General features: G+C 72.9%; 16 protein-coding genes. 7 read left to right on the top strand and 9 right to left on the bottom strand.

Annotation, left to right across the window (positions count from 1 at the left end; genetic code table 11):
- Positions 1–90: 90 nt before the first annotated feature.
- The gene (locus ACFQO7_RS36295; RefSeq protein WP_376810641.1) at positions 91–1545 is read left to right on the top strand and encodes a M1 family metallopeptidase; all 1455 of its coding nucleotides are present in this window, start codon (positions 91–93) and stop codon (positions 1543–1545) included.
- A 46-nt stretch (positions 1546–1591) separates the two neighbouring features.
- On the opposite strand, the gene ACFQO7_RS36290 is transcribed toward ACFQO7_RS36295, so the two are convergent.
- Both ACFQO7_RS36290 and ACFQO7_RS36285 read right to left on the bottom strand, forming a co-directional pair.
- Positions 1592–2917 carry a lactate 2-monooxygenase gene (locus ACFQO7_RS36290; protein ID WP_376810640.1) on the bottom strand — a complete coding sequence of 442 codons (1326 nt, stop codon included), beginning with the start codon at positions 2915–2917 and terminating at the stop codon, positions 1592–1594.
- Between the two features lie 197 nt (positions 2918–3114).
- Complete coding sequence (locus ACFQO7_RS36285) at positions 3115–3939, bottom strand: hypothetical protein (protein ID WP_376810639.1); 825 nt, start codon at positions 3937–3939, stop codon at positions 3115–3117.
- Between the two features lie 111 nt (positions 3940–4050).
- On the opposite strand from ACFQO7_RS36285, the gene ACFQO7_RS36280 reads away from it, so the two are divergent.
- The 5 genes from ACFQO7_RS36280 (at position 4051) to ACFQO7_RS36260 (ending at position 8388) form a co-directional block, all read left to right on the top strand.
- A complete protein-coding gene (locus ACFQO7_RS36280) occupies positions 4051–4701 on the top strand; it encodes a GntR family transcriptional regulator (RefSeq protein ID WP_376810638.1) in 651 nt (216 codons plus the stop codon).
- 84 nt (positions 4702–4785) lie between these two features.
- Positions 4786–5511, top strand: a complete 726-nt coding sequence (gene biuH, locus ACFQO7_RS36275; protein WP_376810637.1) for a biuret amidohydrolase — start codon at positions 4786–4788, stop codon at positions 5509–5511.
- Between the two features lie 35 nt (positions 5512–5546).
- Positions 5547–6245, top strand: a complete 699-nt coding sequence (locus ACFQO7_RS36270) for a cysteine hydrolase family protein (protein WP_376810636.1) — start codon at positions 5547–5549, stop codon at positions 6243–6245.
- A 29-nt stretch (positions 6246–6274) separates the two neighbouring features.
- On the top strand, positions 6275–7933 hold the full coding sequence (locus ACFQO7_RS36265; RefSeq protein WP_376810635.1) for a regulator: 1659 nt from the start codon (positions 6275–6277) through the stop codon (positions 7931–7933).
- A 77-nt stretch (positions 7934–8010) separates the two neighbouring features.
- Positions 8011–8388, top strand: coding sequence for an AtzH-like domain-containing protein (locus ACFQO7_RS36260; RefSeq protein ID WP_376810634.1), 378 nt, complete (start codon positions 8011–8013; stop codon positions 8386–8388).
- A 14-nt stretch (positions 8389–8402) separates the two neighbouring features.
- On the opposite strand, the gene ACFQO7_RS36255 is transcribed toward ACFQO7_RS36260, so the two are convergent.
- Both ACFQO7_RS36255 and ACFQO7_RS36250 read right to left on the bottom strand, forming a co-directional pair.
- Positions 8403–11273: a hypothetical protein gene (locus ACFQO7_RS36255; RefSeq protein WP_376810633.1), complete on the bottom strand. Its 2871-nt coding sequence runs from the start codon at positions 11271–11273 to the stop codon at positions 8403–8405.
- The gene (locus tag ACFQO7_RS36250) at positions 11260–13044 is read right to left on the bottom strand and encodes an HSP90 family protein (protein WP_376810632.1); all 1785 of its coding nucleotides are present in this window, start codon (positions 13042–13044) and stop codon (positions 11260–11262) included. The genes ACFQO7_RS36255 and ACFQO7_RS36250 overlap by 14 nt, the downstream gene beginning before the upstream one ends.
- Before the next feature lie 119 nt (positions 13045–13163).
- Here ACFQO7_RS36250 and ACFQO7_RS36245 point away from each other — a divergent pair, with 119 nt between their 5' ends.
- Positions 13164–14312 carry a pyridoxal phosphate-dependent aminotransferase gene (locus ACFQO7_RS36245; protein WP_376810631.1) on the top strand — a complete coding sequence of 383 codons (1149 nt, stop codon included), beginning with the start codon at positions 13164–13166 and terminating at the stop codon, positions 14310–14312.
- A gap of 9 nt (positions 14313–14321) precedes the next feature.
- Here ACFQO7_RS36245 and ACFQO7_RS36240 read toward each other — a convergent pair whose 3' ends face one another.
- The 5 genes from ACFQO7_RS36240 to ACFQO7_RS36220 form a co-directional block, all read right to left on the bottom strand.
- Positions 14322–14840, bottom strand: coding sequence for a mycothiol transferase (locus ACFQO7_RS36240; protein ID WP_376810630.1), 519 nt, complete (start codon positions 14838–14840; stop codon positions 14322–14324).
- 102 nt (positions 14841–14942) lie between these two features.
- The gene (gene pntB / locus ACFQO7_RS36235; RefSeq protein WP_376810629.1) at positions 14943–16406 is read right to left on the bottom strand and encodes a Re/Si-specific NAD(P)(+) transhydrogenase subunit beta; all 1464 of its coding nucleotides are present in this window, start codon (positions 16404–16406) and stop codon (positions 14943–14945) included.
- A 4-nt stretch (positions 16407–16410) separates the two neighbouring features.
- Positions 16411–18006 (bottom strand): Re/Si-specific NAD(P)(+) transhydrogenase subunit alpha, encoded by a 1596-nt coding sequence (locus tag ACFQO7_RS36230; protein ID WP_376810628.1) that lies wholly within the window; start codon positions 18004–18006, stop codon positions 16411–16413.
- A 218-nt stretch (positions 18007–18224) separates the two neighbouring features.
- Positions 18225–19223, bottom strand: coding sequence for a TIGR03842 family LLM class F420-dependent oxidoreductase (locus ACFQO7_RS36225; RefSeq protein ID WP_376810627.1), 999 nt, complete (start codon positions 19221–19223; stop codon positions 18225–18227).
- A 9-nt stretch (positions 19224–19232) separates the two neighbouring features.
- Positions 19233–19813, bottom strand: a 581-nt coding sequence (locus tag ACFQO7_RS36220) for an amidohydrolase family protein (RefSeq protein WP_376810626.1), incomplete at its 5' end; no start/stop codon positions are given.

The raw sequence follows: 19813 nt of genomic DNA, 5'->3' as shown, positions 1-19813 counted from the left end.
GCCACTGCCGGCCTCGTCGTGATCTCCGTGTTGCCTGGGATCTCTACGCTGCGGCTGGGCCTGACCGGCCCGCCGTCACGAGGGAGAAGCATGTACACACGGGGGACGGCGATGCGTGCTGCGCTCGTCGCGATCACCGCCGGCGCCACGCTGCTGGCAGGGTGCACGTCCGAGTCGCCGAAGCCGGGGGCCTCGGCCGCGCCTTCGCCTTCGCGCGTGCCGGACTACCAGCCCGGCAAGGACGGGGTCGGCGACCCGTACTTCCCGACCTACGGCAACGGCGGCTACGACGTCGCCGACTACGCGATCAAGGTCAAGTACGACCCGAAGACGGACGTGCTCACCGGTGACGTCACCGTGAACGCCACCGCCAAGCAGGACCTGTCGCAGTTCAACCTGGACCTGTCCGGGCTGACCGTGCAGTCGGTGACCGTCGACGGGACCGAGGCCACGCACACCCGGGTCGACAACGAGCTGGTGATCACCCCGGCGAAGGGCATCGACGCCGAGGCGAAGTTCGCGGTGCGGGTGCAGTACGACGGCAAGCCCAAGCCGGTCAAGAACCAGCTGAAGTCGCTGGGCGAGGGCGGCTTCTTCGCCACCGCCGACGGCGCGATCGTGCTCGGCCAGCCCGACTCGGCCGCGAGCTGGTTCCCGGTCAACGACCACCCGCTCGACAAGGCCCTGTACGCCTTCGAGATCACGGTCCCGGACGGGCTGACCGCGATCAGCAACGGCGTGCCCGGCCCGAAGAACAGCACCGGCGGCTGGACCACCTGGACGTGGAACGAGACCAAGCCGATGGCCAGCTACCTGAGCACCATGGTGATCGGCAAGTTCCGGGTCACCACCGGCACGCACAAGGGCAAGCCGGTGTTCTCGGCGGTCACCACGACCGTGGCCAAGGGCGGCGCGGACACCTCCATGGCGCACACCCTGAAGATCGCCGACTTCCTGGAGACCCAGTTCGGGCCGTACCCGTTCGACGCGTACGGCGGCGTGGTCATCAAGGACGACCGGATCCACTTCGCGCTGGAGACGCAGTCGCGGCCGGTGTACTCGGCCGGCTTCTTCCGCAACGGCGTCAACGACTGGGTCGTCGCGCACGAGCTGGGCCACCAGTGGTTCGGTGACAGCGTCGCCGTGCAGAACTGGGACGACATCTGGCTCAACGAGGGCTTCGCGACCTACGCCGAGTGGCTGTGGAACGCCAACGCCAAGGTGCAGACGGTGCAGAAGACCTTCGACCAGTACTACGCCAAGTCCAAGCCCGAGGTGTGGACGACGCCGCCGGGCGCGCCGGGCGCCGCGCACATCTTCGACTCCAGCGTCTACGACCGCGGCGCGATGACGCTGCACGTGCTGCGCAAGGCCGTGGGCGACAAGGCCTTCTTCGAGATCGTGAAGACCTGGGTCGCGGAGAAGACCGACGGCAACGGCAACACCGAGGAGTTCATCGCGCTGTGCGAGAAGGTCTCCGGCAAGCAGCTGGACGACCTGTTCGACGCGTGGCTGTTCGGCAAGAAGAAGCCGAAGCTCAGCTGAGCCGAAGAAGGGCCCGGACCGTGTGGTCCGGGCCCTTCCCCGTCTCTCAGGCCGCGGCGAGCAGGTCCGGCGTGATCTCGGTGAGGCTCGCGCTGCCGGTCAGGGCCATGGTGAGGTCCAGCTCGCCGCGCAGGTTCTGCAGCACCTGGCGTACGCCGTCCGCGCCGGCCAGGGCGAGTCCGTAGAAGTAGGGCCGCCCGACGCACACCGCACGGGCGCCCAGGGCCAGCGCCTTGAAGACGTCCACGCCGCCGCGCACCCCGCTGTCGAACAGCACCGGCACCCGGCCGCCGACCGCCTCGACGATGCCCGGCAGCGCGTCCAGCGAGCCGATCGCCCCGTCGACCTGGCGGCCGCCGTGATTCGACACGATGACCCCGTCCACGCCCGCGTCGAGTGCCCGGCGCGCGTCGTCGGCGTGCTGCAGGCCCTTGAGCAGGATCGGCAGCCGGGTCATGGTGCGCAGCCGGGCCAGGTCGCCCCAGGTCAGGTCCTGCCGCGAGAAGATGTCCAGGAACGTCTCCACCGCGGCCCGCGGCAGCGGCGAGCGCAGGTTGCGTCCCGTCGGCCCCGGATGGGTACGCGCGATCGACAGCAGCGAGCGCACCGCCGCGGCGGTCACCTTCGGCTTCGGCCCCGTCTTCGGCTGCCCGGCCCGTTCGGCCGCCAGCCGCAGGAACACCGGGTCGCTGGTGTACTGCGCGATGCCCTGGCCCTGGCTGAACGGCAGCGAGCCGAGATCCAGGTCGCGCGCCCGCCAGCCGAGCACGGTCGTGTCGAGGGTGACCACCAGCGCCTCGCAGCCGGCCGCCTCCGCCCGCCGCAGGAAGCTCGCGACCAGCTCCTCGGACTTGCTCCAGTACAGCTGGAACCAGCGCGGCGCGTCGCCCATCGCGGCCGCGCACTCCTCCATGGGCCGGGACGCCTGGGTGGACAGGATGTAGGGCACGCCCTCGGCGGCCGCCGCCCGCGCCACGGCTACGTCGGCCTCGGGGTGGGCCAGTTCGAGCACGCCGATCGGGGCCAGCAGCAGCGGCGACGCGAGCCGGCGGCCGAACAGCTCGACGGACAGGTCGCGCGCCGACACGTCGCGCAGCATCCGGGGCACGATGCGCCGGCGGTCCAGGGCCCGGCGGTTGGCGTCGGCCGTGCCCTCCAGACCGGCGCTGCCGGCGACGTACGCGTACGCCTTGGCGGACAGCACCCGCGCGGCCCGGCGCTCCAGCTCCGGGTACGCGGTCGGCACGGCGGGACGGCCGCCGCTGACGCCGTCACGGTAGATCACGCCCTGCCGGAGCCTGCCCCAGCCGCCCGCGGCGCGGACGGCCGGGTCGGTGTCGTCGGCGGGCAGCGGCTGGCCGGAGTCGTTCATCAGGGTCCTCGCAGGTGCGTCGGCTGGCCACCGCGCCCGGCGGAGGTGCGGCGGTCCGCAGATCATGCCACCCCGCCCGCCCGCGGCGGAGCCCGGCAGCCGCAGCGCCTACCGTCCAAGCAAGCCCGGCGGGCCAAGGCGGGGCGGCACCGGCAGCGAACCTGCCGCGATCGGCGATCAGGCGGCGTGCTGGGCGGTCAGGTCGTGCCGTGCCTGGCGAGCACGGCGAGCGCCCCGCGAGCCGCCTGGACGGTCTCGGGCCCGGCCTCGCCGGGCAGTTTCGGCAGCCCTGCGGTCACGGCCACCTCGTGCCGGAGCACCGGCTGGAGCGGGGTGGTGGCGACGAACAGGGTCGCCACGCCGTCGTAGGCCGTGCCCTCGTCCAGGCGGAACACGTAGGCCGGTGCGGTCACGGGGGCGGCGTAGGTGGCGTGGGCGGCCAGGTCGTCGGCGATGCACCACCACGGCTGCGGTTCGCGGCCGATCCAGTGGTGGTCGCCGAACAGCCCGTGCACCGCCAGCCGGAACCGGTGGCTGACCGTCACCGCCTCACGCAGCCGCTGCTCCAGCTGCCCGAGTGTCTCGCCGGGCGGCGGCGCGGCGAGCAGCTCGTCGAGCCGCCCCGACAGCCATTCGGTCAGCACCCGGTTCAGCACGAACCGCCACGCGTCGGTGGCCGCGCCGGTGGCGAACGTCAGGGCCTCGCGCAGCAGCCGCAGCCGCTCCGCGCAGTCCGGCCACAGTTCCAGCGGGGGCGGGCCGGTGCACGGCACCGTCGTCGCGTGGCGGCGAGCCGTGAAGTCGACCACGGCCCGCAGCGGGCCGCCCGCGATCAGGTCCACGTCCTGCCGGTCGTCGGACCACTCCCACTTCGACTGGCCGTCGAGCAGGCTGGTGTAGAGCGGGTCGGTCAGGCCGTCCTCGTACAGCCAGCCGCCGGGCGAGCGGGTCGCGGCCCGGGTGACCTCCGTGACGAACAGCAGCGCGTCGGCGTAGCGGCGGGGCGCGTCGCGCACGTCCATCCGTGCTCCCTCCCTGGCAGGCCTCCCACACCGTACTCCGCCGTCCGATCCCGACACCGGCCGCAACGGCCACGTGATCGCGGGCGGCGAGTTGCTGGCACACTCGGTGCCGTGACGGACACGGCCCCCGCGAACGGTGAGATCGAGAGCTACAGCCTGGTCGAGCTCGCGGTGACCAGGCTGCGCCGCGAGATCCTCAGCGGGCGCTGCGAGCCGGGCGAGCGCCTGGTCGAGGAGCAGCTGACCCGCCGGCTGGGCATCAGCCGGGCCCCGCTGCGCGAGGCGTTGCGGCTGCTGGGGCAGCAGGGGCTCGTCGAGCACGTGCCGCGGCGCGGGGCGCGGGTGGCCACGCTGTCCGACCGGGACGTGCAGGAGCTGTACGCGGTCCGCGACATGCTGGAGCGGCACGCGGTCGAGCAGGCGCTGCGCGGACCGGTGCAGCTCGACGGGCTGCGGGCGGCCGTGGAGCGGATGCGCCAGGCCGCCGGGACCGGGGACCAGCTGGCGGTCGCGAACGCGCACCGGGCCTTCCACGTGAGTGTGGTCGCGCTGTCGGGCAACGGGCAGCTCACCGCGATCTACGAGTCGATCCTGGTGAAACTCCAGCTGTACATGGCGATCAACCTGCGCCGCGAGGCCGAGCTGGCGCACGCCGACGACGGGGTGCACCGGCACGAGCGGCTGCTGGAGGCGGTCGCGACCGGCGACACGGCCGCGGTGCTCACGGCGCTGGCCGGGCACGGCGCAAGGTCTTATCTCTAGTCCCGCGCCCCACGAGGGCACCGGGCAATGCACACGTTACCGAGGCGACCAGACCGCGAAACAGTTCGGTCGACAATCGACAGTATGCAAACCCTGGTGCCCCAACCTGATCCGCCGACCGGCGTACGCATCGGGCCGGTGCAGGCCGTGCCGTACCGGTGGCCGTACGACGGGTCGGTGCCCGTCGCGCGGACGGCGCTGCTGTGCATCGACTGGCAGACCGACTTCTGCGGGCCGGGCGGCTACGTCGACGCGATGGGCTACGACATCGCGCTGACCCGGGCCGGGCTGCCCGCCACCGCCAAGCTGCTCGACCACGTGCGCTCGCTGGGCATGCTGGTCGTGCACACCCGCGAGGGCCACGACCCGGACCTGTCCGACCTGCCCGCCAACAAGCGCTGGCGCTCGGCGCGGATCGGCGCGGAGATCGGCGGGCCCGGCCCGTGCGGGCGCATCCTGATCAAGGGCGAGCCGGGCTGGGAGATCGTGCCCGAGGTCGCCCCGGTCGGCGGCGAGGTGATCGTCGACAAGCCCGGCAAGGGCGCGTTCTACGCCACCAACCTGGACCTGGTGCTGCGTACCCGCGGCATCACGCACCTGATCCTGACCGGCATCACCACCGACGTCTGCGTGCACACCACCATGCGCGAGGCCAACGACCGCGGCTACGAGTGCCTGATCCTGTCGGACTGCACCGGCGCCACCGACCCCGGCAACCACGCCGCGGCCCTGCACATGGTCACCATGCAGGGCGGCGTCTTCGGCTGCGTCGCGACGTCCGACGACGTCATCGCGGCCACCACCCCCTGACGCACCGTTCCGCCTCACAGAAGGCGAGCAGCCCGTTGAGCAGTCACGCCACGGTCGACGCCATGCCGTCGCCGTACACCTTCGATCCTTTGACCACCGCGTTGCTGGTCATCGACATGCAGCGCGACTTCCTGGAACCCGGCGGCTTCGGGGAGACGCTGGGCAACGACGTGAACCAGCTGCGCTCGGCGATCGCGCCGACCGAAGCGCTGCTCGGCGCGTGCCGCGCGGTCGGCCTGACGATCATCCACACCCGCGAGGGGCACCTGCCCGACCTGTCGGACTGCCCGCCCGCGAAGCTGCACCGCGGCGCGCCGTCCATGCGCATCGGCGACCCGGGGCCCAAGGGCCGCATCCTGATCCGCGGCGAGTACGGCCACGACATCGTCGACGAACTCGCCCCGCTGCCCGGCGAACCGGTGATCGACAAGCCCGGCAAGGGCGCGTTCTACGCCACCGAGCTGGGTGAACTGCTGGCGAGCCGGGGCATCCGCAGCCTCGTCGTCACCGGGGTCACCACCGAGGTGTGCGTGCACACCACCGTGCGGGAGGCCAACGACCGCGGCTACGAGTGCCTGGTCCTGTCGGACTGCGTGGGCTCGTACTTCCCGGAGTTCCAGCGGGTCGGGCTCCAGATGATCGCCGCCCAGGGCGGGATCTTCGGCTGGGTGGCCAAGTCACCGGCCTTCATCGGGGCGCTGCAGCGCAGCGCCGCACTGCCGCAAGCCGCCTGACCCCTCCCCGCCTCGAAAGCAGGACGCCCATGACCACACCCGCGCCCGCGCCCGCGCCCGCGCCCGCCGCGAAACTGCCGCACTGGGTCCGCGGCGACACCAACGCCTTCTTCGGCTTCGGCGTGAACGTGCTCGTCAACGTGCTGACGCTGACCACGCTGTGCCTGTTCGTGATCAACCTGTCCGAGGGAGCCGTGTTCGGCACGATCCTGCCGGCGCTGGGCATCGCCCTGGTCTTCGGCAACGTGTACTACACGATCCTGGCCCGCCGTCTGGCCGCCAAGGAGGGCCGCGGCGACGTCACCGCGCTGCCGTACGGGCCCAGCGTGCCGCACATGTTCATCGTCATCTTCGTGATCATGCTGCCGATCTACCTGAAGACCAAGGACCCGATGCTGGCCTGGCAGGCCGGGGTCGCCTGGGCGTTCATCATCGGCGTCATCGTGCTCATCGGCGCGTTCGTCGGCCCCTACATCCGCAAGTACACCCCACGCGCCGCGCTGCTGGGCACCCTGGCCGGCATCTCCATCACCTTCATCTCGATGAACCCTGCCGGGCGCATGTGGGACCTGGCCTGGGTCGCGCTGCCGGTGTTCGCGCTGCTGCTGATCGGCCTGATGACGAACGTCAGACTGCCGTTCAACTTCCCCATCGGCCTGGCCGCGCTGCTGCTGGGCACCGCGATCGGCTGGATCGGCGGGGTCATGTCGGTGCCCGACGTCACCGCCGCCGCGAAGACCATCGCGTTCGCCGTGCCCGACCTGAAGTTCGACCTGCTCCTCGCCGGGCTCAAGGAGATGGCCCCGCTGCTGGCCACGGCGATCCCGCTGGGCGTCTACAACTTCACCGAGGCGATGACCAACGTGGAGAGCGCCGCCACCGCGGGCGACAACTACAACCTGCGCAGCGTACTGCTGGCCGACGGCACCGGCGCGGTCATCGGCTCGATGCTCGGCTCCCCGTTCCCGCCCGCCGTGTACGTCGGGCACCCCGGTTGGAAGGCCGCGGGCGGCCGCACCGGCTACTCCATGGCCACCGGCATCGTCATCGCCCTGCTCTGCTTCCTGGGCATGTTCGGCCTGCTCGCGGCGATCTTCCCGACCGCGGCGATCGTGCCGATCCTGCTCTACATCGGCCTGCTCATCGGCGCGCAGGCGTTCCAGGCCACCCCGCGCGCCCACGCCGCCGCGGTGGTCGCCGCGCTCATCCCGAACCTCGCCTCCTGGGCCACCGGGCAGATCGACAACGCGCTCGCCGCGGCGGGCACCTCGGCCGCCGCGGTCGGCGACCAGGCCCTGGCCGGCGCGGGCGTGGTCTACCACGGCCTGCTGGTGCTCGGGCAGGGCGCGATCCTGGCGGGCCTGGTGTTCGGCGCGATCGTGGTGTTCATCATCGACCGGAGGTTCCTGCACGCCGGGATCTTCGCGCTGGTCGGCGCGGTGCTGACCTTCGTCGGGCTGATCCACGGCGAGAAGGTCGAGTGGAACGCCAACGGGCCGGTGTCGCTGGGCTACCTGTTCGTGGCGGTGGTCTGCGCGATCTTCTACTTCGGCAGGCACTCCCCGCGCGAACCCGACCCCGAGGAGCTCGCCCTCGACCGGCTGCACGGCGGCGCGGACGCAGCCGCGCCGGTCTCGCCGGCGCCGGCCGCTGCGGCGGAGCCGGACCGGGCCGCGGCCGCGGCCTGATCCGGTCCACGAGCCGCCTTCCGGCACGGGAGCACGCGTCCGTGCCGGAAGGCGGCGCCATCAGTCAGGGAGAACCCATGGAGCTGGACCGGCCCGACGTGGTCGCCGAGGTGGCCGCCGTGTTCGCCGCCTACGAGAAGGCGCTGGCGGTCAACGACCCGGACGAGATCATGTCGTTCTTCCACGACAGCCCCGGCACGGTCCGCTTCGGCGTCGCCGACCGGCAGACCGGCTGGGCGCAGCAGCACGCCTGGCGCGCCGCCCAGCCGCCGCTGCCGCCGGGAAGGCTGCTGCACGACACCCTGGTCAGCACGTTCGGCGACGGCTTGGCGGTGGTCACCACCTGCTTCGGGTACTCGGACGGCGCGGTCACCGGGCGGCAGTCGCAGACCTGGGTGCGGCTGCCGGAGGGCTGGCGCATCGTGCACGCGCACGTCTCGCACCAGCCCTCCTGACGGTCACGCCGGGATCACTCCGGTTCGGGCAGGCCGTGCTCCTCACGCAGCTTGCGGGCCTGGCCGGTCTCGCCCTGCTCGTCGAGCGCGCGGGCGAGCCAGGCGGCGGCGTCACGGCGTGCGCCGTGCCCGGCGGGCAGCGCCTCGTACGCCCGGCGCAGCTGCGCCTGGCCCGCCGCGGTCCGGCCGGACACGACCATCACCTGCCCGTGGCGCAGCTCGGCGAGCGCGGCCTCCTCGAACGCGCCGATCGAGCGCAGCAGCTCGGCCGCCGGGGCGACCCGGGCCAGCGCGGCCTCGTGGTCGGGCCGGTCGTTGTTGGACAGCACCTGCGCGGCCTCGTAACCGGCCATGGCCCGCTCCCAGGTGAACCCCGGCTGCTGCTGCTCGGGCACCTCGGTGACCTCGATCAGCTCCGCGAGCTGCCCGGCCAGGGCGATCGACTCGTCGCGCCGCCCGGCGTGGAACAGCGCCATCACCTGGCGGCGGCGGGCGTGCACGGTGGCCAGGGCGAGATCGGCCTGCCCGTACGCGGACGCGGCCGCGTCGAACCGGTCGGCGGCCTCGGCGTCGCGGTCGACCTGCCACAGCAGCTCCCCCGCCCGCTCCAGCACGTCGGCCCGGTAGGGCAGCCGGTCCACCCCGCCGACCAGCTCCAGCAGCGCGTCGAGCTGCCCGACGGCGACGTGCACCTCGCCGAGCTGCGCGTACGTCCGGGACAGGATGTCGCGCAGTTCCACGATGATCTCGTGGTGCTCGGGGTCGCGCTGTGCGAGGAACCACGACAGCGCCTCCTCGCCCACCTCGGCCGCCTCGGTGAACCGGCCGAGCGTGCACAGGGCCAGCGCCAGCCGGTGCCGGGTGTACGCGGCCGCGCCGGGCTCGCCCTGCGCCTCCATCAGGCACACGTGCTCGACGATGTCGTCGACGAACTCGCCCGCGCGGTCGGTCGTGACGAGCATGAAGCCCGCGTTGGCGCGAGCGCTGCGGCGCAGCTCCGGGTCCTGCGCGACGGCCGCGGCCTCCTCGAACGCGGCGATCGCCCCGGTGTGGTCGTTGAGGCGGCCCTGCAGGTCGGCCAGTGCCCGCAGCAGGTTCGCGAGCTGGTCGCGGTGCGCGGTGCCGCGCAGCAGTGTCGCGGCGGCGCGGATCTGCATCGCGGCCTCGTCGAGGCGGTCCTGCGCCTGCAGCACGCCCGCGCGCAGGTGCAGCATGGCCGCGTGGCGGGCGGGCGGCACCGGGCCGGGCTCGGCGTCGGCCCGGTCGAGCAGCGACGTCGCGAGGTCGAGCTCGCCGGACGCGGCGGCCACCCACGCCGCCCGCATCAGCGCGGCCCGGCGCTGCCTCGGGTCGGTGTTGGCGGCCACGGCCGGTTCGGCGGCCTCGTACACGGCCGGCACGAGCGAGCCGTCGCCGGTCAGCTGCAGCATCGCGATCTGCCACTGCAGCCGCGCCGCGTACTCCCGGGCCTGGTCACCGGCCCGCTCAAAGGCCGCCACGGCCTCGGCGAACGCGTCGGCGGTGCCCGGCAGGTCCTCGTCGGGCAGCGCCACCGCACGCAGCCGGGCACCGCGGCCGCGCTGCAGTTCGGTCAGGTGCCCGCCCTCGTAGGAGATCAGCAGCAGCCCGGTGAGGGCGCGGCCCCGGTCCCGCTCCTCGTCGTGGAAGAGGTCGTCGACGAGGTCGAGGCAGCCGTCGAGGGACAGGTCCGCGGGCAGTTCGGGCACGTCCGCGCCGGACGGTCCCGCCTCGACGGGCGCGGCGGGCGCGGACGACGCGGCACGGGCCGCGGTGACCGACAGTGGCAGGTGGTCGACCAGCGGCTTCGCGTCGATGAGCTGGGCGATGCGGGTGCTCTGGTAGGTGTTGCCGTTGCGCTCGTCGAAGCGCCGCGACAGGGCCACCGCGCGTTCGGCCAGCTGCCGCCCGAGTTCGGCGACGGAGATCTCGCCCGCCGCCCGGCGCACCGGCAGGTCGCCCTGGCCCGCCTCGGCGAGCCGGCGCAGCACCAGCGCCGCGGCGGCCGCGAACTCCATCTCCGTCTTCGGCGTCGGGGCCTGCTCCAGCCACGGCAGGTGCCGCTCGATCAGCTCCAGGCCGCGCGCGGAGTTGCCGGTCGCGCCGCAGAACTCGACGTGCCGGGCGACCCGGCCCAGCTCCGCCTTGTTGTCGTCGAGTGCCCGGTAGGCGCGCCGGTGCGCGTCGCGGGCCTCGTCGAGGCGGCCGGTGCGCAGGTACGGGAACAGCAGCGTGGTCAGGATGCCGTGCGGCTGCTCCGAGCAGGTCAGCCGACCGCTGAGCGCCTCCTGCGCCACCGCGATCGCGTCCTCGTCGCGCCCGCGCCAGGCCAGGTGGTGCGCCTTCGACGACGGGTCGCAGCCCGCGCAGTCCGACAGCGCGTCGCGGGGCGCGGTGTCCCACAGCCGGTACCAGTGGTCGGCCTGCTCCTCGTCGCCCAGGTGCGCGGCGACGTCGTGGCGGTACGCGTACACCGCCTGCATGCTGTGCCCGCCAGAGGAGTAGCGGCGCTGCATGTCGTCGAGCACCGCCATGGTGCGTTCCAGCGGCAGCTGCGGGAACAGCGTCATCGACGAGACCATGTGCTTGAAGTGCCACAGCAGCAGGTGCTCGTCGTGCTGGCTGCGCCGGCCCGGGTCGGCGTCGTAGTCGGCCAGGCAGCGGGCGAACGTCATCATCGCCTTCATCGGCTCGCCGCTGGCCTGGTAGCCGCTGGTCGCGGCCGCGTGCGCCGCGTAGAGCAGGTCGGCGTCGCCGAGCGCCTCGGCCTTGGCCAGCGCCTGCTCCACGACCACGATGCGGGCCGGGCCGTCGGGGGTGTCCCAGGTGCGGTGGATCAGGTCGTGGACCTCGTCATACGTCGTCATGCGTGCTCCCGGGGGCGGCGTTGGGCATTGCCAGGTCGATCAGGTCGAGGAACGAGCGGTTCAGCAGCGCCATGTCGGCGGGGCGCAGCGGGTGGTGGCCGTACAGCAGGGCCTGGCCGTAGAGCGAGGACACGGTGACGGCGACCAGTTCCGGGGTCGGCAGCGCGCTCATCCGGCGTACCAGCGCATTGCGGTGGTTGAGCACCAGCTGCGGGCGCACCTGCGCCTCGGCCTGCTCGAACGACGACAGCACGCCCGCCCACAGGTCGTCGGAGACCTGCGCGGTCTCGCGCAGCCGCCGCTGGAACGTGGCGTGCCGGTCGGTGAGGTACAGCGCGGGCATGCTCGGCGGGTCGAACGCGCGCACGACGACCTCGCAGCCCAGCGGGTCCATGGCCCGCTGCGCCGCGGCCGTGAACGGGCGCAGGGCCAGGTCGGTGGCCGGGTCGAGGGTGTCGAAGCGGGTGGACAGGTCGCTCGGGTCGAGCCGGTCCACCATGATCGTGCTGTCGAGCAGGGGCAGGCGCTCGATGAGCTCCGCGTCGAAGGTGTAGCCGCCGTTGACCACGGCCAGGCCCTGCGCCGCGGCGACGGCTGCGAGCTGCCGGAACTCGTCGTTGTTGGCGCTGTAGCGCACGGTGCCGTGGCGGCGGCGGAACTCCTCCAGCGGCATCCGGCCCATGTTGGTCTCCATCGGCCACCACTGGTCGACCAGGCGCAGCATCTCCTCGTCGTGCATGGCCAGGGCCTTGACCCCCAGGTGGTGCACGGCGAGGAAGCGGTGCATGCGGTCGGGGTCCTGCCCGGCCAGGTTGACCAGCCAGCCGCGCAGCTGCGCGCCGAGCTGCTCGCGCACCGACTCCAGCAGGCCGTCCTCGTAGAGCGCCTCGCGGCTCGCGGTGGGGCGCAGTTCGGAGGCGTCGACGATGCAGCGGGCGAAGAACGCCCACTCCGGCAGCAGGTCCTCGGCGCCCTCGGCGAGCAGCATGCGCTTGAGGTAGACGCGGTGCCCCGACTTCGCGGCCGGGTTCGCCGGGGTCGGCAGCACCAGGGCCACGCCGGTCAGGCCCGCCTCGGGCACGTTCAGCGCGATGGTGTCGAACGGGGTGAAGCCGAACGCCTGCTCGGCGGTGCGGACCAGCTCGGCGCGCCCGGCCTGCCAGGGCAGCGTCTCCGCGGTGACCAGGTCGCCGTCCACGCGTACCGGGTAGGGCAGCATCTCGCCGAACAGCCGCGCCAGGTCGCGCACCCGCTCGGCGTCGAGCCACGCGGTCGCGTCGCGGCGCGGCACCAGGGTGACGGTGGTGCCGACCTCCTGCCGGTCCGGGCCGGGCTTGGTCTCGTAGCGGCCGTCGGCGTAGCCGGTCCAGTACACGGTGGGGTGGCCCTCGTGGCGGGTCTGCACCCGGATCTCGTCGGCGACCAGGAAGCACGACAGCAGGCCGATGCCGAACTGGCCGAGGAACTCGTGCCGGGAGAAGCCCAGCTCGTCGCGCTTGCCGCTGCGGCCGATGGTGGCCAGCAGCTCGTGGACCTGCTGCTCGGTCAGGCCGAGGCCGGTGTCGTGCACGCGCAGGGTGCCGTCGCCGGTGGTCTTCGGCGACTCCAGCCAGACCGACGCGGGGGCGGTCGGGGCCAGCGCCCGGCGGGCGGTGATCGCGTCCACGGCGTTCTGCATCAGCTCGCGCACATACACCCGCGGGCTGCTGTAGAGGTGGTGGCTGAGCAGGTCGACGATGCCGCGCAGGTCGACCTGGAAGGACTGGTTCACCCGGCAGAGGCTACCGGCGCGGGTCCACCTGCCGGAACCGGCCGTCGGCCCTGGAAGACGAGCCACCGGGTGCGGATTGGTCCTGTCCGCCGCGCCCACGGCCGTGGATCATCGGGCGTATGACCGTTTCCCACGGCCCCGGCCGTCCGGCGAGGTTCCCGGTGGCGTCGATGTCGGACCTGGTGGACCGGCCCGTCCGGTACGACCTGGCCGAGAGCACCTCCCCGCCGCTGCGCGTGTCCGAGCTGCTCGACGGCGACACCGCCGCCCGGCTCGGCGCGCTGGAGATCGGGTACGGCACCAGCCAGGGCGACGCCGAGCTGCGCGCGCTGATCGCCGCGGGCGCGGGCGTGTCCCCGGCCGAGGTCCTGGTGACCGCCGGTGGCAGCTCGGGCATGTTCCTGCTGGCCTTCACCCTGTGCCGGCCCGAGGACGACGCGGTCGTGGTGACGCCGTGCTTCCCGCCCGCCCGCGCCGCCCTCGACGCGCTCGGCTGCCGGGTGACCCCCGTCGCCCTGAGCTTCGACGACGGGTACCGCCTCGACGTCGACGCCGTGGCCGCCGCGCTGACGCCGCAGACCCGGCTGGTGTCGCTGGCCTCGCCGCAGAACCCGTCCGGGGTGCGGTTCACCGAGCGGGAGCTGCGCGACCTGCTCAACCGGATGGAAGCGGCGGCCCCGCACGCGGTGCTGCTGGTGGACGAGACGTACCGGCAGTCCGGCTACGGCGCGACGCCGGTGCCCCGGTCCACCGCCGGCCTGTCGCCGCGGGTGGTGACCTGCTCGTCGGTGTCCAAGGCGCACGGCGCACCCGGCGTCAGGGTCGGCTGGCTCACCGTCACCGACCCCGCGCTGTACGAGTCGCTGCGGGTGGCGAAGTTCAACACGCTCATCACCGGCTCCGGGGTGGACGAGCTGCTCGCCGCCGAGGTGCTGCGCCGCCAGGAGCAGATCCTCGGCGTACGCCGCACGGCGCTGGCCGCCGCGCTGGACACCCTCGACCGGTGGGCGGCCGAGCACCGCGACGCGGTCGAGTTCGTCCGCCCCGACGGCGGCGCGCTGTGCTGCCTGCGGCTGCGCGCCGACCGCTTCGACGACCAGGCCGTACACCGCTTCTACGACGAGCTCGCGAAACGGGAGACCCGGGTCGGCCTGGGCGGCTGGTTCGGCGAGCCGGACCGGGTGTTCCGGCTCGGCTTCGGCCACCTGTCCGCGCCGGACTTCCGGACCGCGCTGGACCGGCTCGCCGAGGCCCTGGCCGCCGCCTGACCGGGTAGGTCAGCGCTTGGCCATCCGCAGCAGCAGGCCGCGCACGTAGGCGGCCTGGCCCGCGTGGGCGACGTCGTCGACGGCGACGCTGACCAGCCGCACGCCCATGGACACCGGCGGGTCCCAGCGCTCGTCGACGATCCGGTCCAGGTCCTTGGGCTTGAGCCCGCGCAGCAGGTCGCGGGTGCGGGCGCTGACCGCGTCGAAGTACTCGACCAGCACCTCCGGCCCGTCCGGGCGCACCGCGGCGACCTGCTTGGCGGTGTGCCCGTAGCCGGTGTCGCCGGGGTTGGCGCGCAGGCCCAGCCGGGCGGCCCACGGGCCGGTCGCCCAGAGCTGGTCCTCGCCGAGCAGGTCCGCGACGTGGTCGTCCTGGATGCGGGTGAGGTGCCAGACCAGCCAGCCGATGCTGTTCGCGCCCGGCGTGGGGGCCCAGTGCAACTGCTCGGCGGTCAGGCCGTCGACCGCCTCGTGGACCATCTCGGGGATCCGGTCGAACAGTTCGACGAGCAGGCCGTCCACATTCACCCGCGTCAGCCCTTCCCTGTCGCCAGTGCGGCCTGCGAAAACGTCCGCCGCCTCCGCACAGTATCGCGAAGGCGGCGGACGCAGACCGTGAAGCGGGAAGTCCTAGCGGCCCGCCCCGACCGGCACCCGGCCGGTGTCGGCGGCCTCGCGCTGCGCGCCGACCACCGGGCCGAGCGCGCCGACGATGTCCTCGACGCGTGCCTTGGCGTCGCCGAACAGCATCCGGGTGTTGTCGCGGAAGAACAGCGGGTTCTGCACCCCGGCGTAACCCGCCGCCATGGACCGCTTGAACACGATCACGTGCTCGGCCTCCCACACGTGCAGCACCGGCATGCCCGCGATCGGGCTGCCCGGGTCGGCCGCGGCCGGGTTGACGGTGTCGTTGGCCCCGATCACCAGGACCACGGACGTGCCCGCGAAGTCGTCGTTGATCTCGTCCATCTCCAGCACGATGTCGTACGGCACGTCCGCCTCGGCGAGCAGCACGTTCATGTGCCCCGGCAGCCGCCCGGCCACCGGGTGGATGCCGAAGCGCACCTGCACGCCCCGCGCCCGCAGCCGCCGCGTCAGCTCCGCGACCGGCCCCTGGGCCTGCGCCACGGCCATGCCGTACCCCGGCGTGATGATCACCGAGGTGGCGTCGCGCAGCAGCGCGGCGACGTCGGCGGCCGAGGTCTCCCGGTGCTCGCCGAGGTCGGCGTCGGCCGCGGCGACCTGCTCGGTGCCGAACCCGCCCGCGATGACCGACACGAACGAGCGGTTCATCGCCTGGCACATGATGTACGACAGGTACGCGCCCGACGAGCCGACCAGCGCGCCGGTGACGATCAGCAGGTCGTTGTCGAGCAGGAAGCCCGACGCCGCGGCCGCCCAGCCGGAGTAGCTGTTCAGCATCGACACCACCACCGGCATGTCGCCGCCGCCGATGGAGGCGACCAGGTGCCAGCCGAGCGCGAGCGCGATCACGGTCACCGCGACCAGCAGCCCGAGCTGCGGCGTGACGACGAACCACACGGTCAGCGCCACGAACGCGACCAGCGCGCCGAGGTTCAGCACGTGCCGTCCCGGCAGCATCAGCGGCCGGGACGCGATCCGCGCCGACAGCTTCAGGTACGCCACGATCGAGCCGGTGAAGGTGACCGCGCCGATGAAGACGCCGACGAACACCTCGGCGTGGTGGATGTGCAGCAGCGCGCCGGTCAGCCCGGCCGGGGTGGCGTGTTCGACCTCCAGGTAGCCGTTCCAGCCGACGAGCACCGCGGCCAGCCCGACGAGGCTGTGCAGCACCGCGATCAGCTCGGGCATCCCGGTCATCTGCACGACCCGGGCCCGCCACAGCCCGATGCCGCCGCCGACTCCCATGGCGAGCACGAGCAGCGCGGCGGCCGCGGCGGTGATGTCGCGGACGGCCAGGGTGATGGTCGCGCCGAGCGCGACGGTCATGCCGGCGATGCCGTACACGACACCGGCGCGGGCCGTCTCGTGCTTGGACAGCCCGGCCAGGCTCAGGACGAACAGCAGCGCCGCGACGATGTACGCGGCCTGCACTGCGGTGATGGCGGTCATGGGATCAGCCCTTCGAGAACATGCCGAGCATGCGCCGGGTGACGGCGAACCCGCCGATGATGTTGACGGTGGCCAGCAGGATCGCCGCCGCGGCGAGCACGGTCACGGCGAGGCTGGTGCCCTGGCCGATCTGCAGCAGCGCGCCGACCACGATGATCCCGGAGATCGCGTTGGTGACCGACATCAGCGGCGTGTGCAGCGCGTGGTGCACCTTGCCGACGACGTAGTAGCCGATGACGACGGCCAGCGCGAACACGGTGAAGTTGCCGACGAACTCCTTCGGCGCGAACGCGGTCAGCCCGAACAGCGCGGCCGCGCCGAGGCCGACGTAGGTGAACATCCGCCCTGGCGAGGCCTTCTTCACCCGGGTGGCGACAGGCGCGGGCGCGGCGGCCTGCGGGGCGGCCGACACCTGCACCGGCGGCGGGGGCCAGGTCACCTCACCGTCGCGGGCCACCGTCATCGAACGCTGCACGACGTCGTCGAAGTCGAGGACCAACCGGCCGTCGCGGCCCGGGGTGAGCAGCTTCATCAGGTTGAGCAGGTTCGTCGCGTACAGCTGCGAGGCCTGCGCGGGCAGCCGCGCGGGCAGGTCGGTGTACCCGATGATGGACACGCCGTTGTCGGTCACGACCAGCTCGCCCGGGACCGTGCCCTCGACGTTGCCGCCCTGCGCCGCGCCCATGTCGACGATGACGCTGCCGGGGCGCATGCTCGCCACGTGCTCGGCGCTCAGCAGCCGGGGCGCGGGGCGGCCCGGGATCAGCGCCGTGGTGATGACGATGTCGACCTCGGCGGCCTGGTCGGCGTACAGTTCCGCGGCGCGGCGGTCGTAGTCGGCCGAGGTCTGCTTGGCGTACCCGTCGCCGCCGCCGGTCTGCTCGGCCGCGACGGCGAGGAACTCCCCGCCCATCGAGCGCACCTGCTCGGCGACCTCCGGCCGCGGGTCGGTGGCCCGCACGATCGCGCCCAGGCTCTTCGCCGCGCCGATCGCGGCCAGCCCGGCGACACCCGCCCCGGCGACCAGCACCTTGGCCGGCGGGACCTTGCCCGCGGCGGTGACCTGCCCGGCGAAGAAACGCCCGAAGGTGTGCGCCGCCTCGACCACGGCCCGGTAGCCGGCGATGTTCGCCATCGAGCTGAGCACGTCCATCGACTGGGCGCGGGAGATGCGCGGCACGGCGTCCATCGCCAGCACGCTGACGCCACGTCCGGCCAGCGCGGCGACCAGTTCGGGGTTGGTCGCCGGTCCGATCAGGCTGATCAGCGTCGTGCCCGCACGCAGCGCCTCGACCTCGGCCGGGGACGGCGCGTTCACCTTGAGCACGACGTCGGCCTGCCAGCAGTCGTCGCGGCTGCAGATCTTCGCGCCCGCCGCCTCGTACGCGTCGTCGGAGAAGCTCGACCGCACGCCCGCCCCGGACTCGACCTCGACCTCGTAGCCGAGTTCGACGAGCTGCCGCACCACCGCCGGCGTCACCGCCACCCGGGTCTCCGCCGCGGCCGACTCGGCGGCGACACCCAGTCGCTGCGTCGTGGCCGGACCATCCCCCGCACCCGGGAGCCCGCCCGGCTCCCCCAGGTCATGCTGCTGTCCCACCACGACTCCTGTCGACGCTGACTAGATCAATCGAGCTTGACAAGCATGGTGTGGCCACGACACAGCGGTCGTCAATGAACGCGCCGAGTAATCGAAGCCACACTTGGCGGGCACCCCGCACGGCGAGCGTCGATACGCGCCCCGAGTTACCAACTCCACAGCCGCGCGGGCGCGGCGACCCCGGGGAGAGGGTGCCGCGCCCGCGCTCCGGGTGGCCGTCAGGCGCGCAGCGCCGGGATGACCTGTTCGCCGTACGCGCGCAGGGTCTCCTCCTTGGCGTCGTGCTGCAGGTAGACCGCGAACTGGTCCACGCCCAGCTCCTTGAGCCGGGTGAGCTTCTCGACGTGCGCCTGCACGGGGCCGAGCACGCAGAACCGGTCCACGATCTCGTCGGGCACGAAGTCGGCGTGGCTGTTGCCGGCCCGCCCGTGCTCGGCGTAGTCGTAGCCCTTGCGGCCCTTGATGTAGTCGGTCAGCGCCTGCGGCACCGCGCCGGTGTCGCCGTAGCGGGCCACGATGTCGGCGATGTGGTTGCCGACCATGCCGCCGAACCAGCGCGTCTGCGCCCGCTGGTACGGCAGGTCGTCGCCGACGTACGCCGGGGCGGCCACGCAGAACTTCACCGCCATCGGGTCCCGCCCGGCGCGCTCGGCCGCGTCGCGTACCGCCTTGATCATCCAGGCGGCGATGTCGAGGTCGGCCAGCTGGAGGATGTAGCCGTCGGCGACCTCGCCGGTCAGCTTCAGCGCCTTCGGGCCGTACGCGGCGACCCACACCTCCAGCCGCGAATCCGTGACCCAGGGGAAGCGCAGCGCCGACCCCCGATGGGTGATCTCGCGCCCGTTGCCGAGTTCGCGGATCACGTGCACCGACTCGCGCAGCTCGGCCAGGTTCATCGGCGGCAGGCCGAGGGTGCGCCGGGCGGAGTCGCCGCGGCCGATGCCGCAGACGGTGCGGTTGCCGTACATCTCGTTGAGGGTGGCGAAGGTGCTGGCGGTGACGGTGACGTCGCGGGTGCCCGGGTTGGTGACCATCGGGCCGACGATGACCTTCTCGGTGGCGGCGAGGATGGCGCTGTAGACGACGTAGGGCTCCTGCCAGAGCAGGTGCGAGTCGAACGACCACACGTGGCTGAACCCGGCGGCCTCGGCCTGCTGGGCCAGCTCGACGACGCGCCGGGCCGGCGGGTCGAGCTGGAACACGACTCCGATGTCCATGACGCTCTCCTAGACCAGGTAGCTCGACAGGCCGCGCGGCAGGTAACGGCCGTGGCCCTTGCGGCCGTGGTACTGCCCGCCGGACACCAGCACGCTGCCCCGGGAGATGACCGTGTCGACCCTGCCGGCGATCTCGTAGCCCTCGTAGGCGGAGTGGTCCAGGTTCATGTGGTGCGTCTCGACGCTGATGCGGGTGCGGCCGTTCGGGTCGTAGACGACGATGTCGGCGTCGGAGCCCGGCGCGATCGCGCCCTTGCGCGGGTACAGGCCGAACATGCGCGCCGGGGTGGTCGCGATGGTCTCCACCCAGCGTTCCAGCGACAGCTTGCCGTCGACCACGCCCTGGTAGAGCAGGTCCACGCGGTGCTCGACGCCGCCGATACCGTTGGGGATCTTCGAGAAGTCGCCCAGGCCCAGCTCCTTCTGGTCCTTGAAGCAGAACGGGCAGTGGTCCGTCGACACGATGGCGAGGTCGTTGCTGCGCAGCCCGCGCCACAGGTCCCGCTGGTGGCTCTCCTGCCGGGAACGCAACGGCGTGGAGCAGACCCACTTGGCGCCTTCGAAGCCTGGTGCGCCGAGTTGGTCTTCGA

Origin of the sequence: Catellatospora aurea, assembly GCF_042663325.1 — a bacterium.
Classification (GTDB): Bacteria; Actinomycetota; Actinomycetes; order Mycobacteriales; family Micromonosporaceae; genus Catellatospora; species Catellatospora aurea.
Note: the sequence above shows the minus strand (reverse complement) of the source record. Positions and strands in the feature narration are given on the sequence as shown.